At 60.2% G+C, this 20,595-nt stretch carries 22 protein-coding genes; 17 read left to right on the top strand and 5 right to left on the bottom strand.

What is annotated here, in order from left to right; all coding sequences use genetic code 11:
• Positions 1–124: 124 nt before the first annotated feature.
• From parA to ACMHYJ_RS16425, 10 genes are all read left to right on the top strand, one after another.
• Entirely contained in the window at positions 125–754 is a 630-nt protein-coding gene (gene parA, locus ACMHYJ_RS16380; protein WP_017154884.1) for a ParA family partition ATPase, read from the top strand.
• Positions 755–774: 20 nt separating this feature from the next.
• On the top strand, positions 775–990 hold the full coding sequence (locus tag ACMHYJ_RS16385) for a plasmid partition protein ParG (protein WP_017154883.1): 216 nt from the start codon (positions 775–777) through the stop codon (positions 988–990).
• A 192-nt stretch (positions 991–1,182) separates the two neighbouring features.
• A complete protein-coding gene (locus ACMHYJ_RS16390) occupies positions 1,183–2,256 on the top strand; it encodes a replication initiator protein A (RefSeq protein ID WP_033483887.1) in 1,074 nt (357 codons plus the stop codon).
• Between the two features lie 837 nt (positions 2,257–3,093).
• Positions 3,094–4,023 carry a DNA-binding protein gene (locus ACMHYJ_RS16395; protein WP_087671980.1) on the top strand — a complete coding sequence of 310 codons (930 nt, stop codon included), beginning with the start codon at positions 3,094–3,096 and terminating at the stop codon, positions 4,021–4,023.
• Between the two features lie 613 nt (positions 4,024–4,636).
• Positions 4,637–5,011 (top strand): conjugal transfer transcriptional regulator TraJ, encoded by a 375-nt coding sequence (traJ, locus tag ACMHYJ_RS16400; protein WP_060448619.1) that lies wholly within the window; start codon positions 4,637–4,639, stop codon positions 5,009–5,011.
• Entirely contained in the window at positions 5,008–6,795 is a 1,788-nt protein-coding gene (traI, locus tag ACMHYJ_RS16405; protein ID WP_087671978.1) for a TraI/MobA(P) family conjugative relaxase, read from the top strand. The genes traJ and traI overlap by 4 nt, the downstream gene beginning before the upstream one ends.
• A 284-nt stretch (positions 6,796–7,079) precedes the next feature.
• On the top strand, positions 7,080–7,868 hold the full coding sequence (trbJ, locus tag ACMHYJ_RS16410; protein ID WP_112201550.1) for a P-type conjugative transfer protein TrbJ: 789 nt from the start codon (positions 7,080–7,082) through the stop codon (positions 7,866–7,868).
• Between the two features lie 11 nt (positions 7,869–7,879).
• Entirely contained in the window at positions 7,880–8,134 is a 255-nt protein-coding gene (gene trbK, locus ACMHYJ_RS16415; protein WP_112201552.1) for an entry exclusion lipoprotein TrbK, read from the top strand.
• Between the two features lies 1 nt (position 8,135).
• Positions 8,136–9,899 carry a P-type conjugative transfer protein TrbL gene (trbL, locus tag ACMHYJ_RS16420; RefSeq protein ID WP_414247245.1) on the top strand — a complete coding sequence of 588 codons (1,764 nt, stop codon included), beginning with the start codon at positions 8,136–8,138 and terminating at the stop codon, positions 9,897–9,899.
• A gap of 67 nt (positions 9,900–9,966) precedes the next feature.
• The gene (locus ACMHYJ_RS16425) at positions 9,967–10,197 is read left to right on the top strand and encodes a type I toxin-antitoxin system ptaRNA1 family toxin (RefSeq protein WP_060448624.1); all 231 of its coding nucleotides are present in this window, start codon (positions 9,967–9,969) and stop codon (positions 10,195–10,197) included.
• A gap of 41 nt (positions 10,198–10,238) precedes the next feature.
• On the opposite strand, the gene ACMHYJ_RS16430 is transcribed toward ACMHYJ_RS16425, so the two are convergent.
• Both ACMHYJ_RS16430 and ACMHYJ_RS16435 read right to left on the bottom strand, forming a co-directional pair.
• Positions 10,239–10,643 carry a type II toxin-antitoxin system RelE/ParE family toxin gene (locus ACMHYJ_RS16430; protein ID WP_258529098.1) on the bottom strand — a complete coding sequence of 135 codons (405 nt, stop codon included), beginning with the start codon at positions 10,641–10,643 and terminating at the stop codon, positions 10,239–10,241.
• On the bottom strand, positions 10,640–10,933 hold the full coding sequence (locus ACMHYJ_RS16435) for a CopG family ribbon-helix-helix protein (RefSeq protein WP_112201548.1): 294 nt from the start codon (positions 10,931–10,933) through the stop codon (positions 10,640–10,642). The genes ACMHYJ_RS16430 and ACMHYJ_RS16435 overlap by 4 nt, the downstream gene beginning before the upstream one ends.
• A gap of 218 nt (positions 10,934–11,151) precedes the next feature.
• Here ACMHYJ_RS16435 and ACMHYJ_RS16440 point away from each other — a divergent pair, with 218 nt between their 5' ends.
• The 4 genes from ACMHYJ_RS16440 (at position 11,152) to istB (ending at position 16,091) form a co-directional block, all read left to right on the top strand.
• On the top strand, positions 11,152–12,831 hold the full coding sequence (locus ACMHYJ_RS16440) for a Mu transposase C-terminal domain-containing protein (protein WP_000179844.1): 1,680 nt from the start codon (positions 11,152–11,154) through the stop codon (positions 12,829–12,831).
• A gap of 2 nt (positions 12,832–12,833) precedes the next feature.
• Positions 12,834–13,694 (top strand): TniB family NTP-binding protein, encoded by an 861-nt coding sequence (locus ACMHYJ_RS16445; RefSeq protein ID WP_000344784.1) that lies wholly within the window; start codon positions 12,834–12,836, stop codon positions 13,692–13,694.
• Positions 13,695–13,795: 101 nt separating this feature from the next.
• Positions 13,796–15,319 carry an IS21-like element IS1326 family transposase gene (gene istA, locus ACMHYJ_RS16450; protein WP_001324342.1) on the top strand — a complete coding sequence of 508 codons (1,524 nt, stop codon included), beginning with the start codon at positions 13,796–13,798 and terminating at the stop codon, positions 15,317–15,319.
• Entirely contained in the window at positions 15,306–16,091 is a 786-nt protein-coding gene (gene istB, locus ACMHYJ_RS16455) for an IS21-like element IS1326 family helper ATPase IstB (protein WP_000983249.1), read from the top strand. The genes istA and istB overlap by 14 nt, the downstream gene beginning before the upstream one ends.
• A 175-nt stretch (positions 16,092–16,266) precedes the next feature.
• Here the strand turns inward: istB and ACMHYJ_RS16460 are convergent, their stop codons facing one another.
• From ACMHYJ_RS16460 to ACMHYJ_RS16470, 3 genes are all read right to left on the bottom strand, one after another.
• Positions 16,267–16,767: a GNAT family N-acetyltransferase gene (locus ACMHYJ_RS16460; RefSeq protein WP_000376623.1), complete on the bottom strand. Its 501-nt coding sequence runs from the start codon at positions 16,765–16,767 to the stop codon at positions 16,267–16,269.
• A 127-nt stretch (positions 16,768–16,894) separates the two neighbouring features.
• A complete protein-coding gene (gene sul1 / locus ACMHYJ_RS16465; RefSeq protein ID WP_000259031.1) occupies positions 16,895–17,734 on the bottom strand; it encodes a sulfonamide-resistant dihydropteroate synthase Sul1 in 840 nt (279 codons plus the stop codon).
• Positions 17,728–18,075: a quaternary ammonium compound efflux SMR transporter QacE delta 1 gene (locus ACMHYJ_RS16470; protein ID WP_000679427.1), complete on the bottom strand. Its 348-nt coding sequence runs from the start codon at positions 18,073–18,075 to the stop codon at positions 17,728–17,730. The genes sul1 and ACMHYJ_RS16470 overlap by 7 nt, the downstream gene beginning before the upstream one ends.
• Positions 18,076–18,319: 244 nt before the next feature.
• Here ACMHYJ_RS16470 and intI1 point away from each other — a divergent pair, with 244 nt between their 5' ends.
• The 3 genes from intI1 (at position 18,320) to ACMHYJ_RS16485 (ending at position 20,556) form a co-directional block, all read left to right on the top strand.
• Positions 18,320–19,333 (top strand): class 1 integron integrase IntI1, encoded by a 1,014-nt coding sequence (gene intI1, locus ACMHYJ_RS16475; RefSeq protein ID WP_000845048.1) that lies wholly within the window; start codon positions 18,320–18,322, stop codon positions 19,331–19,333.
• A gap of 324 nt (positions 19,334–19,657) precedes the next feature.
• Positions 19,658–20,344, top strand: a complete 687-nt coding sequence (locus tag ACMHYJ_RS16480) for a recombinase family protein (RefSeq protein WP_017154886.1) — start codon at positions 19,658–19,660, stop codon at positions 20,342–20,344.
• The gene (locus ACMHYJ_RS16485; protein ID WP_017154885.1) at positions 20,341–20,556 is read left to right on the top strand and encodes a hypothetical protein; all 216 of its coding nucleotides are present in this window, start codon (positions 20,341–20,343) and stop codon (positions 20,554–20,556) included. The genes ACMHYJ_RS16480 and ACMHYJ_RS16485 overlap by 4 nt, the downstream gene beginning before the upstream one ends.
• Positions 20,557–20,595: the final 39 nt, after the last annotated feature.

Consider the following 20,595-nt stretch of genomic DNA (forward strand, 5'->3'; position numbering starts at 1 on the left):
CCGCTGAAGAAACCGAGCGCCGCCGTCTAAAAAGGTGATGTGTATTTGAGTAAAACAGCTTGCGTCATGCGGTCGCTGCGTATATGATGCGATGAGTAAATAAACAAATACGCAAGGGGAACGCATGAAGGTTATCGCTGTACTTAACCAGAAAGGCGGGTCAGGCAAGACGACCATCGCAACCCATCTAGCCCGCGCCCTGCAACTCGCCGGGGCCGATGTTCTGTTAGTCGATTCCGATCCCCAGGGCAGTGCCCGCGATTGGGCGGCCGTGCGGGAAGATCAACCGCTAACCGTTGTCGGCATCGACCGCCCGACGATTGACCGCGACGTGAAGGCCATCGGCCGGCGCGACTTCGTAGTGATCGACGGAGCGCCCCAGGCGGCGGACTTGGCTGTGTCCGCGATCAAGGCAGCCGACTTCGTGCTGATTCCGGTGCAGCCAAGCCCTTACGACATATGGGCCACCGCCGACCTGGTGGAGCTGGTTAAGCAGCGCATTGAGGTCACGGATGGAAGGCTACAAGCGGCCTTTGTCGTGTCGCGGGCGATCAAAGGCACGCGCATCGGCGGTGAGGTTGCCGAGGCGCTGGCCGGGTACGAGCTGCCCATTCTTGAGTCCCGTATCACGCAGCGCGTGAGCTACCCAGGCACTGCCGCCGCCGGCACAACCGTTCTTGAATCAGAACCCGAGGGCGACGCTGCCCGCGAGGTCCAGGCGCTGGCCGCTGAAATTAAATCAAAACTCATTTGAGTTAATGAGGTAAAGAGAAAATGAGCAAAAGCACAAACACGCTAAGTGCCGGTCGTCCGAGCGCACGCAGCAGCAAGGCTGCAACGTTGGCCAGCCTGGCAGACACGCCAGCCATGAAGCGGGTCAACTTTCAGTTGCCGGCGGAGGATCACACCAAGCTGAAGATGTACGCGGTACGCCAAGGCAAGACCATTACCGAGCTGCTATCTGAATACATCGCGCAGCTACCAGAGTAAATGAGCAAATGAATAAATGAGTAGATGAATTTTAGCGGCTAAAGGAGGCGGCATGGAAAATCAAGAACAACCAGGCACCGACGCCGTGGAATGCCCCATGTGTGGAGGAACGGGCGGTTGGCCAGGCGTAAGCGGCTGGGTTGTCTGCCGGCCCTGCAATGGCACTGGAACCCCCAAGCCCGAGGAATCGGCGTGAGCGGTCGCAAACCATCCGGCCCGGTACAAATCGGCGCGGCGCTGGGTGATGACCTGGTGGAGAAGTTGAAGGCCGCGCAGGCCGCCCAGCGGCAACGCATCGAGGCAGAAGCACGCCCCGGTGAATCGTGGCAAGCGGCCGCTGATCGAATCCGCAAAGAATCCCGGCAACCGCCGGCAGCCGGTGCGCCGTCGATTAGGAAGCCGCCCAAGGGCGACGAGCAACCAGATTTTTTCGTTCCGATGCTCTATGACGTGGGCACCCGCGATAGTCGCAGCATCATGGACGTGGCCGTTTTCCGTCTGTCGAAGCGTGACCGACGAGCTGGCGAGGTGATCCGCTACGAGCTTCCAGACGGGCACGTAGAGGTTTCCGCAGGGCCGGCCGGCATGGCCAGTGTGTGGGATTACGACCTGGTACTGATGGCGGTTTCCCATCTAACCGAATCCATGAACCGATACCGGGAAGGGAAGGGAGACAAGCCCGGCCGCGTGTTCCGTCCACACGTTGCGGACGTACTCAAGTTCTGCCGGCGAGCCGATGGCGGAAAGCAGAAAGACGACCTGGTAGAAACCTGCATTCGGTTAAACACCACGCACGTTGCCATGCAGCGTACGAAGAAGGCCAAGAACGGCCGCCTGGTGACGGTATCCGAGGGTGAAGCCTTGATTAGCCGCTACAAGATCGTAAAGAGCGAAACCGGGCGGCCGGAGTACATCGAGATCGAGCTAGCTGATTGGATGTACCGCGAGATCACAGAAGGCAAGAACCCGGACGTGCTGACGGTTCACCCCGATTACTTTTTGATCGATCCCGGCATCGGCCGTTTTCTCTACCGCCTGGCACGCCGCGCCGCAGGCAAGGCAGAAGCCAGATGGTTGTTCAAGACGATCTACGAACGCAGTGGCAGCGCCGGAGAGTTCAAGAAGTTCTGTTTCACCGTGCGCAAGCTGATCGGGTCAAATGACCTGCCGGAGTACGATTTGAAGGAGGAGGCGGGGCAGGCTGGCCCGATCCTAGTCATGCGCTACCGCAACCTGATCGAGGGCGAAGCATCCGCCGGTTCCTAATGTACGGAGCAGATGCTAGGGCAAATTGCCCTAGCAGGGGAAAAAGGTCGAAAAGGTCTCTTTCCTGTGGATAGCACGTACATTGGGAACCCAAAGCCGTACATTGGGAACCGGAACCCGTACATTGGGAACCCAAAGCCGTACATTGGGAACCGGTCACACATGTAAGTGACTGATATAAAAGAGAAAAAAGGCGATTTTTCCGCCTAAAACTCTTTAAAACTTATTAAAACTCTTAAAACCCGCCTGGCCTGTGCATAACTGTCTGGCCAGCGCACAGCCGAAGAGCTGCAAAAAGCGCCTACCCTTCGGTCGCTGCGCTCCCTACGCCCCGCCGCTTCGCGTCGGCCTATCGCGGCCGCTGGCCGCTCAAAAATGGCTGGCCTACGGCCAGGCAATCTACCAGGGCGCGGACAAGCCGCGCCGTCGCCACTCGACCGCCGGCGCCCACATCAAGGCACCGCGGCTGCTGAAAGACCGTCAAAAGCGGTTTAGCAGTGAAAAGCAGGGCTGCCCAATCACCTGCGCTCGACTGGAACGCCGGTGGTGGCTGAAAGGCCGCAAAAGTTGAACGCCAAGGAAAAGGGCAGGGCGACAGCCCAGGGCATCACCTACGGCCACCAGGCGTGACAGGAGCGCCGAACACGCCCAAAGCCGGGGGATTGCCGCACCGACCCCTGAAACCGCCGCTACGGGCTTCTTACGCGGTTTTAGCCGTGGCTGATTTCCTGAACCGTCGCCAGCACGCCGGCGGCCGGGCAAAATAATAACTTGCATAATAAGAATAAGAAGATTATTATTATTCTTATCTTATTTATCCAGCCGGGAGGCACCGCCATGACGCAAACCAATATCCCCGCCGACGTGCGCGAACGCATCATTGCCGCTGCCGCCGAGCTGTACGAACAGGCCGGCCGCGAGAACTTGCCGACCGTTGACGCCGTGCGCCGCGCAGCGCGGGCTGACATGAACACAACCAGCGCCGTGATGCGGGAATGGCGGCGAGCGCAGACCGCCCAGGCGGCCCCGGTGGCCGTCACCGTGCCGGAGGTCGTCACCCAAGCGAACACCGCCGCCCTGGCCGCCTTATGGCAGCAGGCCCAGGAACTGGCGAACGAGTCATTGCGGGCCGCGCAAGCGGCATGGGAAACCGAGCGTGTCGAGCTGGACACCATGCGCCAAGAGCTGGCCGACGCCTACGAAACCCAGGCAACCGAGCTTGACCAGGTGCGGGCCGCCGCCGAAGCGGCCGACCAGGCGCACCAGGTACAAAGTCAGCAGGTCGCCGGCGAGCTGGCCAGCGTGCGGACAGAATTGGCCCAGGCTGTCACCAGGGCCGAACGTGCGGAAGCGAAGGCCGACGAGATCGAGCACCGTGCCCGCGAGCTGCGGGCCGAGCTGGACAGGGCACACCAGGACGCCGACCAGGCGCGGGCTGCCGTGACCGATGCGCAGCAGGCTACCCAGGCAGTGACCGCGCAACTCGACCAGGTACGCGCCGAACTGGCGACGGTCAAAGCCAAGGCAGAGGCCGCCGACGAGAAGCACCAGGAGCAGCGAAAGGCGGTCGCGGTCGAGGCGCACAAGATGGCCGAACGGCTGACCGCGACCCAGGCCGAACGCGACCAGGCCAGAGAGGAAGCCGGCAGCGCCCGCGAGCGAGCCGCCGAGCTGGCCGGCCAGCTCACCGCACACCAGGAACAGGCGGCCGCGTTGCTGGCACGCCTGGCACCGGCCGAAACCAAAACACCCAGGGCGAAGAAGTAGGGCGGTGGATTGGTCTGGCGGTAGTGATTGAAGTGTCAACAAAGAGCCGCTCCGCCCCTCAAGTGTCAGTAGGCCGCCGCTATGGCGAGGGGCTGATAGCGACCGGCGTTTTTAGGTGTTCATTGACACTTGAGGGGCGGGGTGTACCGCCTCTTTCCTTGGCGTCCAACCTTGTTTTTTTGGGCGGTCATGTGGCCGTGGAAAGCATGGGGAAAGTGGTGTTTCCTCGTTGTGGAAACAGCAAGGAAATCGTTGCTTTCTTGTGCAAAGCAGAGTTTTGGAAAATTCGATTAAACCGCGATTTTGGCACGGTTTAATGCCGATTTAAGCCCGTTTTTCCCGCTGTAGAGCCCCTATTAGGCCGATTACAGGCCGCTTTAACCCGATTGCATGGCAATCGGTATGCGATAGCGCATGAATTGCACAAGAATCCAACTGCTGTACTATGAGTATTCGAGGCTGAATAGCGGGCAGGATGTGTGAAGTAGGCCCACCCGTAAACGGGTTGTCCTTCTTCACTTCCCCTTATTCGCACCTGCGGTGCTCAACGGGAATCCTGCCCTGCGGGGCCAGCCGGCAGCGCCGGCCAAAGAGACGATAGGAGGGCTTGCCGATGGCGGCAGAGAACGACAAACCAACGCGCAAGGGCAGCCCGCCGATCAAGGTGTATTGCCTGCCCGAAGAGCGGGCCGAGATCGAGGCGCTGGCGAAGGCCAGCGGCCACAGCGCATCGACTTATTTGCGCTTGGTTGGGCAGGGCTACCAGGTCACCGGCGTGACCGATTACGAGAACGTGCGCGAGCTGGTGCGCGTGAACGGCGACCTTGGCCGGCTGGGTGGTCTGCTGAAACTTTGGCTGACCGATGACGCCAAAACTGCCGAAATAGGCGCGGCCACCATCCGGGCGCTGTTGGGCCGCATCGAGGCCAACCAGGACGAAATGAGCCGCCTTATGGAAGCTGTGGTGCGGCCGAGGGCCGCGCCATGATTGCCAAGCACGTCGCCATGCGGTCGCTTGGCAAGAGCGATTTTGCCGACCTGGCGAAGTACATCACCGATGCGCAGAGCAAAGACCATCGGCTGGGCTTGGTGGCCGTGACCAACTGCGAGGCGTTTTCAGTGCGGGACGCCATCACCGAAGTTCTGGCCACCCAGCACACCAACACCCGCGCCCAGGGTGATAAGACCTATCACCTGATCGTGAGCTTTCGCGCCGGCGAAAACCCCGACGCCGACACGCTCAAGGCAATAGAGGCGCGTATCTGCGAGGGGCTGGGCTTCGGCGAACACCAGCGCATCAGCGCCGTGCATCACGACACCGACAACCTGCATATCCATATCGCCATCAACAAGATTCACCCGACCCGGCACACGATGCACGAGCCGTATTACCCGCACCTGGCACTTGGCGAGCTATGCACGAAGCTGGAACAGGAATACGGCCTGGAACGCGACAACCACGAACCGCGCCAACGGGGTGCGGCGTCCAGGGCGGCGGACATGGAGCGTCATGCCGGCGTTGAAAGCCTGGTGGGCTGGATCAAGCGCGAGTGCTTGGCCGAGATCAAGGGCGCGCAGACCTGGCAGGAGCTGCACCAGGTCATGCGTGATAACGGGCTGGAAATCACGCCTCGCGGTAACGGCCTGGTGATCCGGGCCGAGGACGGTACGACCGTCAAGCCAAGCACGCTTGGGCGGGATCTATCCAAGCCAGCTTTGGAAAAACGGCTGGGCACTTTTGAGCCGTCGCCCGAGCGGCAGGCAGAGCCGAAACGGCGATACAAGAAAGACCCGATCCGCTTGCGCGTGAACACGGTCGAGTTGTACGCCAGGTATAAGGCTGACCAGCAGAACCTGACGGCCAGCCGGGCGAAGGCCCTGGACGTGGCCAGGCAGCGCAAGGACAGGAAAGTTGCAGCGGCCAAGGCATCGGGGAGCATGCGCCGCGCTGCGATCAAACATATGACGCAAGGCCGGCTGACCAAGAAGCTGTTGTATTCGCAGGCCAGCAAGGCGCTGCGCGATGAAATTCAGACGATCAACAAGCAGTACCTGGCAGAGCGTCAGGGCTGCTATGAGCAGCACAGCCGGCGCACATGGGCCGACTGGCTCAAGCAGGAAGCCACCCAGGGAAGCGGCGAGGCGCTGGCCGCGTTGCGAGCCAGAGAGGCCGCCCAGGGCCTCAAGGGCAACACCGTCCAGGGCGATGGCCAGGCCAAGCCCGGACATGCGCCCGTGGTGGACAACATCACGAAGAAGGGCACGATCATTTTCCGGGCCGGCAAGACTGCCGTACGTGACGATGGCGAGCGCCTGCAAGTGTCCCGAGAAGCCAGCCGCGAGGGCCTGCAAGAAGCCTTGCGCCTTGCGATGGAGCGATATGGCAACCGCATCACGGTCAACGGCACGACCGAGTTCAAGGCGCAGATCATCCGCGCCGCCGTCGATTCACAACTACCCATCACGTTTTCCGACCCGGTCCTGGAAGTCCGCAGGCAGGCGCTGATAGGCGGTAGTGATACGCCTGCCAAGCCGACGATCAAGAAGCCAGGCGTTGGCCCGGTAGGGCACGTTCCGCCGGCAGCGCGTCAGGGCCGATTGCGCACGTTGTCGCAGATCGAGGCGCTGCACATCGAGGGCGCGAGCATCCCAACGCCGAAGCCTGCACCGATTCCGGCAATCAATGACCAGGAACGGCGAAAAGCGAAGCTGCAAGCCGAGTTGAACGCCAAGAAAGAGAAGGCGAAACAGCGGAAAGGACGGGGGCGGTAGTTTTAACCTTTTTGAGTAAAAACAGCTTGCATCATTTGAGTTTGGTAGATATGATGCAATGAGTATGCAATCATTTATGTAAAGCAGTAATCGTGCAGGGTTGCACGACACACACCGATCTCAACAAAAAATTGCAAGGGCGCGACGGTGTCGACCCGGGCGGGTACCTTGGCAGATTTGGCGAACTGCCTCGTGATGGCCCAACCCCACAGCAACGCAGCAGTAACAGCGTCGTGGGACAGATTAGCCGCACATAGCTAACTCACACATCGAGGTACTCGACCATGAAGCACGTCCGCCTTTTAGCGGCTAAAACCGCGCTCGCTGCCGTCCTGGCTGGCAGCATCATCACCATTCCGGCACAGGCCGGCATCCCTGTTATCGACGGTGGCAACCTGGTGCAGAACGTTATGTCTGCAATGGAAGCGGTTGCCCAAACTGCCAAGCAAATCGAGCAGTACCAGACCCAATTGCAGCAGTACGAAAACATGCTGCAAAACACGATGGCCCCGGCCGCCTATATCTGGGATCAAGCGCAGGCGACGATGAACAAGCTGTTGGCTGCACAAGACACGCTGGCCTACTACGAAAACCAGCTTGGCAGCCTGGATGCGTACCTGAGCAAGTTCCAGGACGTGGCTTATTACCGTGGCTCGCCTTGCTTCAATGGTACCGGCGGCTGCACCCCGGCCGAACGTGCAGCGATGGAGCAAAACCGCGCCCTGGCGTCCGAGTCGCAGAAAAAGGCCAACGACGCCTTGTTTCAGGGAATTAAAGAGCAACAGAAAGCATTGACGGCCGATGCCCGCACACTGGAACAGCTCCAAGGCAAGGCGCAGGGTGCAACCGGCCAGCTACAGGCCATCGGCTACGCCAACCAGCTCGCCAGCCAACAGGCCAACCAGCTCTTGCAGATTCGCGCCATGTTGCTTGCGCAGCAGAACGCAGTGGCTGCCAAGATGCAGGCTGATGCCGACCTGGATGCGAAGCAGCAGGCCGCACATGCTGCATCTACAGAGTCTCGGATCGAGAAAACGGCCGCGCCGAAAAACTGGCTTGATCTGACCCGCTAATGGAGGCCGTCATGAACAGCAAATGTACGACGGTGCTGGCTGCCGTCTTGGTGCTCCTTATAGCCGGTTGCGACAACCAACCCGCCATGCAGGCACTGCCGGCAGTCAATGATGCGAACTGCCAGATCGAGAAGATCAAGCGGATCCAGAATAAGGCAGCAAGGCAGGAATTTGCGGGGCAATGCTCGCGTAGAACAAGCGGCATCGCACCCACAGAAAACCCCAAAAACTGGCTTGAGCTTACCGGCCCGGATGGAGGGAAATAGCATGAAGGCGATTCATAAAGCGGCGCTCATTGGCGCCTGCGTCATGCTGTATTCGGCCGGTGCGGCCGCACAACTGACCAATCAGGGCGTGCTCGACCAGGTGGTGACGGAGTTCTCTACAAAGGCGACAACGTGGCAGGCCATCGTACTCAATGCGGCGACGTGGCTGTTTTGGACACTGGGCACTATTTCGATGGTCTGGACGTTCGGCATGATGGCTTTGCGAAAAGCCGATATAGGGGAGTTCTTTTCCGAGTTTGTGAAGTTCATTGTGTTTTTCGGCTTCTTCCTCTGGTTGCTTAGAAACGGGCCAGACTTTGCACACTCGATCATCCAGTCGCTACAAAAACTCGGTGAGCAGGCCAGTGGCGTGTCGTCGGTCACGCCCTCTGGCATTGTCGATATTGGCTTCATGATCTGGAAGCAGGCCGTTTCAAACCTATCAGCGTGGAGTCCGATCGACAGCTTTGTCGGTGTTGTGTTGAGCGCCGGAATCCTCCTTTTGCTTGCCGTCATCGCAGTCAACATGCTGTTGCTCTTGGTGTCGGCCTGGATACTCATGTACGCCGGCATTTTCTTCCTGGGGTTTGGTGGCTCGCGTTGGACGTCCGACATGGCGATCAACTACTACAAGACCGTGCTGGGCATCGCAGTGCAGCTATTCACGATGGTTCTATTGATCGGCATTGGCAACGATCTGCTGTTGAGTTTTTACGCCAAGATGAGTAAGGGAACGCTCAACTTTGAAGAGCTGGGCGTGATGCTGGTGTTCTGCGTTGCGCTGCTGATGCTCATCAATCGTGTGCCGCCACTGCTGGCCGGCATCATCACGGGCAGCGGCGTAGGCAATGCCGGAGGCATCGGCAATTTCGGGGCTGGTGCCGCTATGGGCGCGGCTATGGGTGCAGCCAGCATGGCCGGCGCAGCCGTGGCAACGGGCGGCGCAGCCCTGGCCGCCGGTGCGGCATCAGCAGCCGGTGGTGCGCAAGCCGTGATGGCAGCCTTCTCGAAGGCCAGCGAAAGCGCATCGAGCGGCGGTGGCGACGGCGGCGGTGATCTTATGTCTGCTTTCAGCGGTGGTGGTGATGGCGGCGGCGGTGGAAGCGCTGAAGCCGGCACCGGCGACACGCCCTTTGCTCAAGCCGCCGGCTTTGGTGGCGGTGACGGCGGCGGTGGCGGTGGTGACACCAGCACCGGCGGCGGGGCCGATTCGTCGGGCGGCGATGGCGGCGGCAAGTCCGGCGGCGGCGAGTCGTCGGGCGGTGGTAGTTCCTCCGGTTCGGGCGGTGGTTTCCTGGCCTCGGCCGCCAAGGCGGGGCGCGTCACGGCCGATGCCGGCGGCATCTTAGCCAAGGGCATCGGTTCGGTGGCCAAGGCCAAGGCATCCAGCATCAAGGATTCCGCAATGGAGCGGATTGCCGACACAACCGGCGGCAAGATCGCAGCCGCGATCAAAGGCAGCGGGACAGAGGCTGTCGGTGCTGGCGCGGGTGCAGCTCCGGCAGCCCCGAGTGCTGGTAGCGAGTTCACCGGAAACAACCTGGGCGGCGACGCCGGCGGCGGTGGCTGGATCAACCAAACCGGCGGATTCAGCGAGCTATCGGAAGCCGACCAGGCGCAGGCAATGGAGTCCCATGCCGAATGGCAGGCCAACAGTGAAGGCAATACGTTCGGGGTCGAGGACTATGTGTCGTATGCCCAGGAGCGACAGCAGGAGCGAAATGCCGAAGTCGCTAGTTTCGTCAACAAAAACCCAAGGGGTTAAAGCGCGTCGGCCGGTGTTAGCACCACCGGCCGACACTTCCACTCAAGACCTGCAACGAGGTACAAAAATGGCAACTCAACATACTACCCAAGCAACGCAAACAGTGCAGCACGCAGCAACGCTACTCGCCGGACTGTCCTGGATAGACCAGGCCCAGGCGCGGCAGCTTTCGCCGATGGCCGAGGCAGTGGCAAACATGTTCACTCTGGTGTACTACCAGGCCGAAACGGGACGGTTGACCCAAGCGGATTTTCAAGAAGCAATGACCGCTGTACAGCAGTCACTGCAAAGAGCGTAGGCCGATCCGGGAACAAGAAGGGCGGCCAGTGGCCGCCCTTTTCAATTCTCGTCGTTGGGCCATTCCCGGCCGACCGTAGGAGCATCCACCCATTCGCGTTCTTCCGGCGGCAGTGGATATGCCCCGGAGGCTTCGGCCCCTTCCAGCAGTTCGCCCATGCCCATTGTGTAGCGCGGTGGCCACTGCCTGGCAGCGTGCAGCACACGCAGCACGCGCACCACGTCGCCGGCCGTGTCGTAAATCAGGATGTAATTCCGGTGCGCCACCAGCTCGCGGGTGCCAGGCACCCGGCCAGTCCTGCCCAGGCCGGGATGATCGAGCAGCAAGCCGGCTTTCTCTGAAAACAGTTCATCGAGGGCCAGCGCGGCCGCCGGCGCGTGCTGCGCGATGTACTCGCGTATTTTCTTCCTGTCAGCGTGTGCTGGCCGTGTCCAGACCAGCTTCACGATGTAGCAACGCTGGCCATCTTCCGGCGCGTTTCAGCCCGCCAGGCTTCGGCTTCGGCTTCCACTTCGGCCGCCGGGATCACGTCGCCGGCATTGGCCGAGTCCAGGCCGATTTGCACCTGGCGACGGAACCAGGCGTCATGCGCGGCCGCTTCCTCTTGCTGCCGCACGAAATCGCGCATGAAGTCGCGCAGAAGCTGGGCGCTGCTGCGGTCGCGGGCTTTGGCGGCCGTGGAGAACTCGGTTTTCAGGGATTCATCGACCCGAAAGGTAAAAGTGGCTTCGCTCATGTCGTGGCCCTCATGTGTTACAAACATAGTGCAATATAACACGCAGCGGGCCGCGCTGAAACTGTCTTGTTTTGTCGTGTCATTTTCAGAAGACGACTGCACCAGTTGATTGGGCGTAATGGCTGTTGTGCAGCCAGCTCCTGACAGTTCAATATCAGAAGTGATCTGCACCAATCTCGACTATGCTCAATACTCGTGTGCACCAAAGCGAGGTGAGCATGGCGACGGACACCCCACGGATTCCAGAACAAGGCGTGGCCACTCTGCCTGATGAGGCTTGGGAGCGTGCGCGCCGTCGTGCGGAGATCATCAGTCCGTTGGCGCAGTCGGAGACGGTCGGGCACGAAGCGGCCGATATGGCGGCTCAGGCGCTGGGCTTGTCTCGGCGCCAGGTATACGTTCTGATCCGGCGTGCCCGGCAAGGCAGCGGCCTCGTGACGGATCTGGTGCCCGGCCAGTCCGGTGGAGGTAAAGGTAAGGGGCGCTTGCCGGAACCGGTCGAGCGCGTCATCCACGAGCTACTGCAAAAGCGGTTCCTGACCAAGCAGAAGCGCAGCCTAGCGGCCTTTCACCGCGAAGTCACTCAGGTGTGCAAGGCTCAAAAACTGCGAGTGCCGGCGCGCAATACCGTGGCCTTACGGATCGCTAGCCTTGACCCGCGCAAGGTCATCCGCCGGCGGGAAGGCCAGGATGCCGCTCGTGACCTACAAGGTGTGGGCGGCGAGCCTCCTGCCGTGACCGCGCCGCTGGAGCAGGTGCAGATAGACCATACGGTCATCGACCTGATCGTGGTCGATGACCGCGACCGGCAACCTATTGGCCGCCCGTACCTGACCCTCGCCATCGACGTGTTCACCCGCTGCGTGCTCGGCATGGTCGTCACGCTGGAAGCGCCGTCTGCCGTTTCGGTTGGCCTGTGCCTCGTGCATGTCGCCTGCGACAAGCGCCCTTGGCTGGAAGGACTGAACGTGGAAATGGATTGGCAGATGAGCGGCAAGCCCTTGCTGCTCTACCTAGACAACGCGGCCGAGTTCAAGAGCGAGGCCCTGCGCCGGGGTTGCGAGCAGCATGGCATCCGGCTGGACTATCGCCCGCTGGGACAGCCGCACTATGGCGGCATCGTGGAACGGATCATCGGCACGGCGATGCAGATGATTCACGACGAACTGCCGGGAACGACCTTCTCCAACCCTGACCAGCGCGGCGACTACGATTCCGAAAACAAGGCCGCCCTGACGCTGCGCGAGCTAGAGCGCTGGCTCACATTGGCGGTCGGCACCTACCACGGTTCGGTGCACAACGGCCTGCTCCAACCGCCGGCCGCGCGCTGGGCCGAGGCCGTGGCGCGTGTCGGCGTACCGGCCGTCGTCACACGCGCTACTTCGTTCCTGGTCGATTTTCTGCCGATCCTCCGGCGCACGCTGACCCGCACCGGCTTTGTCATCGACCACATCCACTACTACGCCGATGCGCTCAAGCCGTGGATTGCGCGGCGTGAACGCTGGCCGTCCTTTCTGATCCGGCGCGATCCGCGCGACATCAGCCGTATCTGGGTCCTGGAACCGGAGGGACAGCATTACCTGGAAATTCCCTACCGTACCTTGTCGCATCCGGCTGTCACCCTCTGGGAACAACGGCAGGCGCTGGCGAAACTGCGGCAGCAAGGGCGCGAACAGGTGGATGAGTCGGCGCTGTTCCGCATGATCGGCCAGATGCGTGAGATTGTGACCAGCGCGCAGAAGGCCACACGCAAGGCGCGGCGTGACGCGGATCGCCGCCAGCACCTCAAGACATCAGCTCGGCCGGACAAGCCCGTTCCGCCGGATACGGATATTGCCGACCCGCAGGCAGACAACTTGCCACCCGCCAAACCGTTCGACCAGATTGAGGAGTGGTAGCCGTGGACGAATATCCCATCATCGACCTGTCCCACCTGCTGCCGGCGGCCCAGGGCTTGGCCCGTCTTCCGGCGGACGAGCGCATCCAGCGCCTTCGCGCCGACCGCTGGATCGGCTATCCGCGCGCAGTCGAGGCGCTGAACCGGCTGGAAGCCCTTTATGCGTGGCCAAACAAGCAACGCATGCCCAACCTGCTGCTGGTTGGCCCGACCAACAATGGCAAGTCGATGATCGTCGAGAAGTTCCGCCGCACCCACCCGGCCAGCTCCGACGCCGACCAGGAGCACATCCCGGTGTTGGTCGTGCAGATGCCGTCCGAGCCGTCCGTGATCCGCTTCTACGTCGCGCTGCTCGCCGCGATGGGCGCGCCGCTGCGCCCACGCCCACGGTTGCCGGAAATGGAGCAACTGGCTCTGGCACTGCTGCGCAAGGTCGGCGTGCGCATGCTGGTGATCGACGAGCTGCACAACGTGCTGGCCGGCAACAGCGTCAACCGCCGGGAATTCCTCAACCTGCTGCGCTTCCTCGGCAACGAACTGCGCATCCCGTTGGTTGGGGTAGGCACGCGCGACGCCTACCTAGCCATCCGCTCCGATGACCAGTTGGAAAATCGCTTCGAGCCGATGATGCTGCCGGTATGGGAGGCCAACGACGATTGCTGCTCACTGCTGGCCAGCTTCGCCGCTTCGCTCCCGCTGCGCCGGCCTTCCCCAATTGCCACGCTGGACATGGCTCGCTACCTGCTCACACGCAGCGAGGGCACCATAGGGGAACTGGCGCACTTGCTGATGGCGGCGGCCATCGTCGCCGTGGAGAGCGGCGAGGAAGCGATCAACCATCGCACACTCAGCATGGCCTGTTGAGTTGCATCTAAAATTGACCCACTTAGGGTAAAGATTTGCGTCGAAATTTGACCCACGTATGACACTGTTTCCCGTCTGGATATGGCGGGAGAAATCAAGGAGTGATAAACGTGGCGATATTGAGCGCAATTCGACGCTGGCATTTTCGCGATGGTGCGTCGATTCGGGAAATAGCCCGACGAAGCGGCCTGTCCAGGAACACCGTTCGCAAGTATTTGCAAAGCAAGGTGGTTGAACCGCAGTACCCAGCGCGAGACAGCGTTGGCAAGTTAAGTCCTTTTGAGCCCAAGTTAAGGCAGTGGCTCTCCACCGAGCACAAAAAGACAAAGAAGCTGCGCAGAAACCTGCGCAGCATGTACCGGGATTTGGTCGCTTTGGGCTTTACCGGGTCTTATGACCGAGTGTGTGCCTTTGCCCGACAGTGGAAAGATTCCGAACAGTTCAAGGCGCAAACCTCGGGCAAGGGTTGTTTCATCCCCTTGCGCTTTGCTTGTGGCGAAGCCTTCCAATTCGATTGGAGTGAGGACTTTGCCCGCATAGCGGGCAAACAGGTCAAACTTCAGATTGCCCAGTTTAAGTTGGCCCACAGCCGGGCCTTTGTGCTTCGGGCTTACTACCAGCAAAAACATGAAATGCTGTTTGATGCCCACTGGCATGCCTTTCAAATCTTCGGTGGCATTCCCAAGCGCGGCATCTACGACAACATGAAGACCGCTGTGGATTCGGTGGGGCGTGGCAAAGAGCGCAGGGTCAATCAGCGGTTCACTGCCATGGTCAGCCACTACCTGTTTGATGCGCAGTTCTGTAATCCAGCATCGGGTTGGGAGAAAGGCCAGATTGAGAAGAACGTGCAGGATTCCCGCCAACGCCTGTGGCAAGGGGCACCAGACTTTCAAAGCCTTGCTGATTTGAATGTGTGGCTTGAGCATCGCTGCAAAGCGCTGTGGTCTGAGCTGCGCCACCCCGAATTGGACCAAACCGTGCAAGAGGCCTTTGCCGATGAACAAGGCGAGTTGATGGCGCTACCCAATGCCTTTGATGCATTCGTGGAGCAAACCAAGCGAGTCACTTCAACCTGCCTTGTTCACCACGAGGGCAATCGCTACAGCGTTCCTGCCAGTTACGCCAACAGGGCCATCAGCCTTCGGATTTATGCAGACAAGCTGGTGATGGCTGCCGAAGGCCAACACATTGCCGAGCATCCAAGATTGTTTGGCAGTGGCCACGCTCGGCGTGGCCACACACAATACGACTGGCACCATTACTTGTCTGTGCTTCAGAAGAAACCTGGGGCGTTGCGCAATGGTGCGCCATTTGCTGAATTGCCACCCGCGTTCAAGAAGCTTCAATCCATCTTGCTGCAACGCCCCGGCGGTGACCGTGACATGGTGGAAATTCTGGCCCTTGTATTGCACCACGATGAAGGTGCGGTACTCAGTGCTGTGGAATTGGCATTGGAGTGTGGCAAGCCATCGAAGGAGCATGTGCTTAATCTGTTGGGACGTTTGACCGAAGAACCTCCACCCAAACCGATTCCAATTCCCAAGGGGTTAAGGCTGACATTGGAACCACAGGCCAACGTGAACCGCTATGACAGTTTAAGGAGAGCCCATGATGCAGCATGAAGGCCATGTGAGAATCCTCAAATCCTTGAAACTCTTTGGCATGGCACACGCCATTGAGGAGTTGGGCAATCAGAATTCACCAGCATTTAATCAAGCCTTGCCCATGCTGGACAGCTTGATTAAAGCTGAAGTGGCAGAGCGTGAAGTACGTTCGGTGAACTATCAATTGCGGGTGGCCAAGTTCCCCGTGTATCGGGACTTGGTGGGCTTTGACTTCAGTCAAAGCCTGGTTAATGAGGCCACGGTCAAACAATTGCACCGGTGCGACTTCATGGAACAAGCCCAGAACGTGGTGCTGATTGGTGGGCCAGGCACAGGCAAGACTCACCTGGCCACAGCCATTGGTACACAAGCAGTGATGCACTTGAACCGACGGGTGCGTTTCTTCTCCACCGTGGATTTGGTCAATGCACTGGAGCAAGAGAAATCATCTGGGCGTCAGGGACAAATCGCAAACCGTCTGTTGTATGCCGATTTGGTGATTCTGGATGAGCTGGGATATTTGCCTTTTAGCCAAACCGGTGGGGCACTGCTGTTTCACCTGCTCTCAAAGCTGTACGAAAAAACCAGCGTGATACTGACCACCAACTTGAGCTTCTCGGAATGGAGCCGAGTGTTTGGCGATGAAAAGATGACAACAGCGTTGTTGGACCGACTAACCCACCACTGCCACATCCTGGAAACCGGCAATGAAAGTTACCGCTTCAAACACAGTTCAACTCAGAATAAGCAGGAGGAAAAACAGACCCGCAAACTGAAAATCGAGACATAATTCTGACAACAAGGGGTGGGTCAAAATTCAATGCAAATCCCGGGTCAAATTTGGGTGCAAATCAACAGATATCGACAACCTCTCGCGCAACCAAGACATCGCGGTCGGACTGCAAGTGATCTTGAAGCCACGGGCCCGTCCCACCCCGACATGGACCTCGATGCCCGAACGGACGTTAGATTTCGAGTTCTAGGCGTTCTGCGATGAAGGTTGGATCCCAGCCGGGATTGAAAGTGTCGACGTGGGTGAATCCGAGCCGCTCGTATAGGCCACGCAGGTTCGGGTGGCAGTCGAGCCGCAGCTTGGCGCACCCCTGCGTTCGCGCGGCATGGCGGCAAGCCTCGATCAGCGCGGAGCTGACACCCCGGCCCGCATGTGTCCGTCGCACCGCGAGCTTGTGCAGATATGCGGCCTCCCCCTTGAGGGCGTCGGGCCAGAACTCGGGATCCTCGGCCGACAAGGTGCAACAGCCGACGATGCCGTCGCTGCAACTCGCGACTAGGAGCTCGGATCTCAGGACGAAGGTCTCCGCGAATGTCCGGTCGATCCGCGCGACGTCCCAGGCGGGCGTTCCCTTGGCGGACATCCACGCCGCAGCGTCGTGCATCAGCCGCACAACCTCGTCGATATCACCCGAGCAGGCGACCCGAACGTTCGGAGGCTCCTCGCTGTCCATTCGCTCCCCTGGCGCGGTATGAACCGCCGCCTCATAGTGCAGTTTGATCCTGACGAGCCCAGCATGTCTGCGCCCACCTTCGCGGAACCTGACCAGGGTCCGCTAGCGGGCGGCCGGAAGGTGAATGCTAGGCATGATCTAACCCTCGGTCTCTGGCGTCGCGACTGCGAAATTTCGCGAGGGTTTCCGAGAAGGTGATTGCGCTTCGCAGATCTCCAGGCGCGTGGGTGCGGACGTAGTCAGCGCCATTGCCGATCGCGTGAAGTTCCGCCGCAAGGCTCGCTGGACCCAGATCCTTTACAGGAAGGCCAACGGTGGCGCCCAAGAAGGATTTCCGCGACACCGAGACCAATAGCGGAAGCCCCAACGCCGACTTCAGCTTTTGAAGGTTCGACAGCACGTGCAGCGATGTTTCCGGTGCGGGGCTCAAGAAAAATCCCATCCCCGGATCGAGGATGAGCCGGTCGGCAGCGACCCCGCTCCGTCGCAAGGCGGAAACCCGCGCCTCGAAGAACCGCACAATCTCGTCGAGCGCGTCTTCGGGTCGAAGGTGACCGGTGCGGGTGGCGATGCCATCCCGCTGCGCTGAGTGCATAACCACCAGCCTGCAGTCCGCCTCAGCAATATCGGGATAGAGCGCAGGGTCAGGAAATCCTTGGATATCGTTCAGGTAGCCCACGCCGCGCTTGAGCGCATAGCGCTGGGTTTCCGGTTGGAAGCTGTCGATTGAAACACGGTGCATCTGATCGGACAGGGCGTCTAAGAGCGGCGCAATACGTCTGATCTCATCGGCCGGCGATACAGGCCTCGCGTCCGGATGGCTGGCGGCCGGTCCGACATCCACGACGTCTGATCCGACTCGCAGCATTTCGATCGCCGCGGTGACAGCGCCGGCGGGGTCTAGCCGCCGGCTCTCATCGAAGAAGGAGTCCTCGGTGAGATTCAGAATGCCGAACACCGTCACCATGGCGTCGGCCTCCGCAGCGACTTCCACGATGGGGATCGGGCGAGCAAAAAGGCAGCAATTATGAGCCCCATACCTACAAAGCCCCACGCATCAAGCTTTTGCCCATGAAGCAACCAGGCAATGGCTGTAATTATGACGACGCCGAGTCCCGACCAGACTGCATAAGCAACACCGACAGGGATGGATTTCAGAACCAGAGAAAGAAAATAAAATGCGATGCCATAACCGATTATGACAACGGCGGAAGGGGCAAGCTTAGTAAAGCCCTCGCTAGATTTTAATGCGGATGTTGCGATTACTTCGCCAACTATTGCGATAACAAGAAAAAGCCAGCCTTTCATGATATATCTCCCAATTTGTGTAGGGCTTATTATGCACGCTTAAAAATAATAAAAGCAGACTTGACCTGATAGTTTGGCTGTGAGCAATTATGTGCTTAGTGCATCTAACTTTGTTTTAGGGCGACTGCCCTGCTGCGTAACATCGTTGCTGCTCCATAACATCAAACATCGACCCACGGCGTAACGCGCTTGCTGCTTGGATGCCCGAGGCATAGACTGTACAAAAAAACAGTCATAACAAGCCATGAAAACCGCCACTGCGCCGTTACCACCGCTGCGTTCGGTCAAGGTTCTGGACCAGTTGCGTGAGCGCATACGCTACTTGCATTACAGCTTACGAACCGAACAGGCTTATGTCCACTGGGTTCGTGCCTTCATCCGTTTCCACGGTGTGCGTCACCCGGCAACCTTGGGCAGCAGCGAAGTCGAGGCATTTCTGTCCTGGCTGGCGAACGAGCGCAAGGTTTCGGTCTCCACGCATCGTCAGGCATTGGCGGCCTTGCTGTTCTTCTACGGCAAGGTGCTGTGCACGGATCTGCCCTGGCTTCAGGAGATCGGAAGACCTCGGCCGTCGCGGCGCTTGCCGGTGGTGCTGACCCCGGATGAAGTGGTTCGCATCCTCGGTTTTCTGGAAGGCGAGCATCGTTTGTTCGCCCAGCTTCTGTATGGAACGGGCATGCGGATCAGTGAGGGTTTGCAACTGCGGGTCAAGGATCTGGATTTCGATCACGGCACGATCATCGTGCGGGAGGGCAAGGGCTCCAAGGATCGGGCCTTGATGTTACCCGAGAGCTTGGCACCCAGCCTGCGCGAGCAGCTGTCGCGTGCACGGGCATGGTGGCTGAAGGACCAGGCCGAGGGCCGCAGCGGCGTTGCGCTTCCCGACGCCCTTGAGCGGAAGTATCCGCGCGCCGGGCATTCCTGGCCGTGGTTCTGGGTTTTTGCGCAGCACACGCATTCGACCGATCCACGGAGCGGTGTCGTGCGTCGCCATCACATGTATGACCAGACCTTTCAGCGCGCCTTCAAACGTGCCGTAGAACAAGCAGGCATCACGAAGCCCGCCACACCGCACACCCTCCGCCACTCGTTCGCGACGGCCTTGCTCCGCAGCGGTTACGACATTCGAACCGTGCAGGATCTGCTCGGCCATTCCGACGTCTCTACGACGATGATTTACACGCATGTGCTGAAAGTTGGCGGTGCCGGAGTGCGCTCACCGCTTGATGCGCTGCCGCCCCTCACTAGTGAGAGGTAGGGCAGCGCAAGTCAATCCTGGCGGATTCACTACCCCTGCGCGAAGGCCATCGGTGCCGCATCGAACGGCCGGTTGCGGAAAGTCCTCCCTGCGTCCGCTGATGGCCGGCAGCAGCCCGTCGTTGCCTGATGGATCCAACCCCTCCGCTGCTATAGTGCAGTCGGCTTCTGACGTTCAGTGCAGCCGTCTTCTGAAAACGACATGTCGCACAAGTCCTAAGTTACGCGACAGGCTGCCGCCCTGCCCTTTTCCTGGCGTTTTCTTGTCGCGTGTTTTAGTCGCATAAAGTAGAATACTTGCGACTAGAACCGGAGACATTACGCCATGAACAAGAGCGCCGCCGCTGGCCTGCTGGGCTATGCCCGCGTCAGCACCGACGACCAGGACTTGACCAACCAACGGGCCGAACTGCACGCGGCCGGCTGCACCAAGCTGTTTTCCGAGAAGATCACCGGCACCAGGCGCGACCGCCCGGAGCTGGCCAGGATGCTTGACCACCTACGCCCTGGCGACGTTGTGACAGTGACCAGGCTAGACCGCCTGGCCCGCAGCACCCGCGACCTACTGGACATTGCCGAGCGCATCCAGGAGGCCGGCGCGGGCCTGCGTAGCCTGGCAGAGCCGTGGGCCGACACCACCACGCCGGCCGGCCGCATGGTGTTGACCGTGTTCGCCGGCATTGCCGAGTTCGAGCGTTCCCTAATCATCGACCGCACCCGGAGCGGGCGCGAGGCCGCCAAGGCCCGAGGCGTGAAGTTTGGCCCCCGCCCTACCCTCACCCCGGCACAGATCGCGCACGCCCGCGAGCTGATCGACCAGGAAGGCCGCACCGTGAAAGAGGCGGCTGCACTGCTTGGCGTGCATCGCTCGACCCTGTACCGCGCACTTGAGCGCAGCGAGGAAGTGACGCCCACCGAGGCCAGGCGGCGCGGTGCCTTCCGTGAGGACGCATTGACCGAGGCCGACGCCCTGGCGGCCGCCGAGAATGAACGCCAAGAGGAACAAGCATGAAACCGCACCAGGACGGCCAGGACGAACCGTTTTTCATTACCGAAGAGATCGAGGCGGAGATGATCGCGGCCGGGTACGTGTTCGAGCCGCCCGCGCACGTCTCAACCGTGCGGCTGCATGAAATCCTGGCCGGTTTGTCTGATGCCAAGCTGGCGGCCTGGCCGGCCAGCTTGGCCGCTGAAGAAACCGAGCGCCGCCGTCTAAAAAGGTGATGTGTATTTGAGTAAAACAGCTTGCGTCATGCGGTCGCT

This window comes from Castellaniella hirudinis (assembly GCF_047468865.1).
Classification (GTDB): domain Bacteria; phylum Pseudomonadota; class Gammaproteobacteria; order Burkholderiales; family Burkholderiaceae_B; genus Castellaniella; species Castellaniella hirudinis_A.

Bases quoted from the DNA above. Each gene is read 5' to 3' on its own strand.
- parA (WP_017154884.1), top strand. From the start codon at position 125: ATGAAGGTTATCGCTGTACTTAACCAGAAAGGCGGGTCAGGCAAGACG.
- ACMHYJ_RS16385 (WP_017154883.1), top strand. From the start codon at position 775: ATGAGCAAAAGCACAAACACGCTAAGTGCCGGTCGTCCGAGCGCACGC.
- ACMHYJ_RS16395 (WP_087671980.1), top strand. From the start codon at position 3,094: ATGACGCAAACCAATATCCCCGCCGACGTGCGCGAACGCATCATTGCC.
- traJ (WP_060448619.1), top strand. From the start codon at position 4,637: ATGGCGGCAGAGAACGACAAACCAACGCGCAAGGGCAGCCCGCCGATC.
- traI (WP_087671978.1), top strand. From the start codon at position 5,008: ATGATTGCCAAGCACGTCGCCATGCGGTCGCTTGGCAAGAGCGATTTT.
- trbJ (WP_112201550.1), top strand. From the start codon at position 7,080: ATGAAGCACGTCCGCCTTTTAGCGGCTAAAACCGCGCTCGCTGCCGTC.
- trbK (WP_112201552.1), top strand. From the start codon at position 7,880: ATGAACAGCAAATGTACGACGGTGCTGGCTGCCGTCTTGGTGCTCCTT.
- trbL (WP_414247245.1), top strand. From the start codon at position 8,136: ATGAAGGCGATTCATAAAGCGGCGCTCATTGGCGCCTGCGTCATGCTG.
- ACMHYJ_RS16425 (WP_060448624.1), top strand. From the start codon at position 9,967: ATGGCAACTCAACATACTACCCAAGCAACGCAAACAGTGCAGCACGCA.
- ACMHYJ_RS16435 (WP_112201548.1), bottom strand. From the start codon at position 10,933: ATGAGCGAAGCCACTTTTACCTTTCGGGTCGATGAATCCCTGAAAACC.
- ACMHYJ_RS16440 (WP_000179844.1), top strand. From the start codon at position 11,152: ATGGCGACGGACACCCCACGGATTCCAGAACAAGGCGTGGCCACTCTG.
- istB (WP_000983249.1), top strand. From the start codon at position 15,306: ATGATGCAGCATGAAGGCCATGTGAGAATCCTCAAATCCTTGAAACTC.
- ACMHYJ_RS16460 (WP_000376623.1), bottom strand. From the start codon at position 16,767: ATGGACAGCGAGGAGCCTCCGAACGTTCGGGTCGCCTGCTCGGGTGAT.
- sul1 (WP_000259031.1), bottom strand. From the start codon at position 17,734: ATGGTGACGGTGTTCGGCATTCTGAATCTCACCGAGGACTCCTTCTTC.
- ACMHYJ_RS16470 (WP_000679427.1), bottom strand. From the start codon at position 18,075: ATGAAAGGCTGGCTTTTTCTTGTTATCGCAATAGTTGGCGAAGTAATC.
- intI1 (WP_000845048.1), top strand. From the start codon at position 18,320: ATGAAAACCGCCACTGCGCCGTTACCACCGCTGCGTTCGGTCAAGGTT.
- ACMHYJ_RS16480 (WP_017154886.1), top strand. From the start codon at position 19,658: ATGAACAAGAGCGCCGCCGCTGGCCTGCTGGGCTATGCCCGCGTCAGC.
- ACMHYJ_RS16485 (WP_017154885.1), top strand. From the start codon at position 20,341: ATGAAACCGCACCAGGACGGCCAGGACGAACCGTTTTTCATTACCGAA.